At 41.8% G+C, this 2,851-nt stretch carries 2 protein-coding genes; both read left to right on the top strand.

The window, feature by feature from the left end:
- Nucleotides 1–2,038 (top strand): oligosaccharyl transferase, archaeosortase A system-associated (locus tag A9239_RS08005; protein WP_069575255.1); only part of this gene is annotated, 2,038 nt, incomplete at its 5' end.
- A 177-nt stretch (nt 2,039–2,215) separates the two neighbouring features.
- Entirely contained in the window at nt 2,216–2,713 is a 498-nt protein-coding gene (gene hacB / locus A9239_RS08000; RefSeq protein ID WP_048121331.1) for a homoaconitase small subunit, read from the top strand.
- The last annotated feature ends 138 nt before the right edge of the window (nt 2,714–2,851 follow it).

The raw sequence follows: 2,851 nt of genomic DNA, 5'->3' as shown, positions 1-2,851 counted from the left end.
TCTGACCCGTTCACTGGTCGGGTTCACTGATCATCATGTTGCAGAGTCACTATTCAGTACTTTATTCATGATGTTTTTCATGCTGGCTTTGATTTCGGCAAAGGAAAAAAATCTGCGTTTTGAAGACGTGTTCAATAAGAAATTCACTGTCCTGAAAGAACCTTTTCTATACTCAGTTCTGGCTGGAGTCATGTACTCAGCTTACCAGCTTTGCTGGCCCGGAGGCTCACTATTTTTATTAATCGTTCTCGTTTATGCTATATTCCAGTATATCTTGGACAATTTCCGGAATGAATCCAGTGACTACCTTGGGTTTACAGGCATAGTCACCTGTCTGGTAAGTACAATCCTTATCCTTCCATTTGTCCATCCTGACATGGGTTTTTCTCTGTATTATTACTCCTGGTTCCATGTTATCACATCTCTTGGGACAATGGCAGGTTTTGCGGCTTTGAGTCTTATTGAAAGGGAATTCAAAAGAAAGCAAATGACGGCTTATTACTACCCTCTTATCATTCTCGGAGCTGGCATTCTAGGGTTTATTGTTATTAAAATCGCATCTCCATCTCTGTATTCTCTTATCATAAGTGCACCAAACACTGTTTTTGGGATTCAACAGGGAGGACCTTCCACAATTGGTGAAGCTACTTCTATATTTTACAATGATGGCGTCTTCACTCTATCTAAAGTTTTTTCAAATTTTACTACTACGGGATTTCTCGCTTCTATTCTAGGAATGCTTATTCTGGCTGCAAACCTGTTTAGAAGGCCAAAGCCTCAGGAATTTCTGGTTCTTGTCTGGAGTTTCTTTATCCTCCTTGCAATTTACGGTCAGAACCGTTTTGCATATTACTATTCAATAAACGTTTCAATCCTGAGTGCATATCTGGGTGGATTGTTACTTGAAAAAGTAAAATGGAGTGAACTTGACCAGAAGTTCAAAAGTGATGTAAAATCGCTTGCAGATGTCCCGAAAGCATTGAAATTCGTCAAAGTACAGCAGGTTTTAGCAGTCCTGCTTATAGTGGTATTTCTGATCTATCCGGTATGTGCATATGCAATGCTATATGCAGTTGGCTCAGACGAGCCTAATGAGCCCTGGACGGAAGCCTGTAATTGGCTCCACTCAAACACCCCGGACCCTGGTATGAACTACAATACCATTTATGAAGCCCCAACAAACGGAGAGATGTTCCAGTATCCAGACACTGCATACGGTGTTATGTCTTGGTGGGACTACGGGCACTACATAGAGACAATAGGGCACAGGATGCCAAATGCGAATCCGTTCCAGGCAGGAATAGGAGGCCGCAGGGTAAGTATTAACGAGACAAACCAGCCGGGAGCTGCAACCTTCTTTACCGCTCCATCCGAAGAAGAAGCAACTGCCGTACTCAAAGCCATAGATCCAAGGCCTGACAAAATGGGTTCACGTTACATAATGTCTGATGCCAGAATGGCTACAGAGATATTTGGGGCAATGCCTGCCTGGACTCTTGATACTGACGGATATTATCAGGCTTACTGGACAGGTAGCAAATATCAGAGCATACCTTCTACCCGATATTTTAATTCCATGGAAGCAAAACTGCATATTTTTGACGGAAATGGCTTGAAACAATACCGTATGGTTCACGAGACTGAGGCCTACCAAACTGACGAGGTCGGATATAAACAGGTCTATAATTACTTCTACGGAGGCAAACTCCCTGAAGTAGACACCGGATATGTAAAAATCTTCGAGTACGTCAAAGGTGCAAATATAACAGGCACAGCTTCCCCCAATGAGACCGTTAATATAAACACGACAATTCTTACGGACCAGGGAAGAACCTTTGGATACTCGCAGTCAACAACCGCAGACTCTCAGGGAAGGTACGAGTTTACAGTGCCTTATTCAACAGATGGCCCGATTACAGGCGAAACGCAGTTTGATACTGCACCTTCGGGACCTTATGTAGTGAGTTATGGAGATACGACAAAAGAAGTGAAAGTAAGTGAAGAAGCCGTATTAAATGGAGAAGAAATAAAGGCATAAGCTACGGAGTGTACTATTACTCACTCTGCTTCACCTTTATTTCTCTTTCTTTTTCCTTTGTCTTTATTTTTGGATTCTATTTTCAACTTTATTTTAAGTCAGGTCTGCAGTTTTTTACTTCACTTTCCCGCTATCTAGATATACCATTAAAAAAACCTACTTCGCAGGTGAAATGCGATGAAAACCCCTATCATAGGCCGAGTCTGGAAATTCGGAAACGATATCGATACAGATGTAATTATTCCTGGTAAATACCTGCGGACCAAAGATATGCAGGTTTTTGCAGCTCATGCAATGGAAGGCATTGACCCCGAGTTTGCAAAAAAAGTAAAACCAGGGGATATTATTGTAGCAGGCAGCAATTTCGGCTGCGGCTCCTCAAGAGAACAGGCTCCCCTTGCTTTAAAACATGCAGGTATAGCCTGTGTTGTAGCAAAATCTTTCGCAAGGATCTTTTTCCGAAATGCAATCAATGTAGGGCTACCTCTTATTGAAGCCGATATCGAGTGTCAGGAAGGAGATGAGATCAGGGTTTATCTGCTAAAAGGCGAGGTTACGGTTTCAGGTAAAGGCACATTCAGGGGAAATAAATTGCCGGATTTCCTTCTTCAGATACTTGCTGACGGCGGGCTTGTAGCTCATAGAAAAATAATCCAGAGCGAGCAAAAAGAATAATTAGTCCAGTATATATCAAAATATACCGAAAAGTACACCCAAATGTACAACGGAAACATACCAGAAATGAATTAAATTTGACAATTACTAAAATAATAGTAATCCAGAACAGTAACCTAGAACAGTAACCCAGAACAG

It is taken from the genome of Methanosarcina sp. A14 (assembly GCF_001729375.1).
GTDB classification, from domain to species: Archaea; Halobacteriota; Methanosarcinia; order Methanosarcinales; family Methanosarcinaceae; genus Methanosarcina; species Methanosarcina barkeri.
This window is presented reverse-complemented; position numbering and strand designations above follow the sequence as displayed.

Bases quoted from the DNA above. Each gene is read 5' to 3' on its own strand.
- hacB (WP_048121331.1), top strand. From the start codon at position 2,216: ATGAAAACCCCTATCATAGGCCGAGTCTGGAAATTCGGAAACGATATC.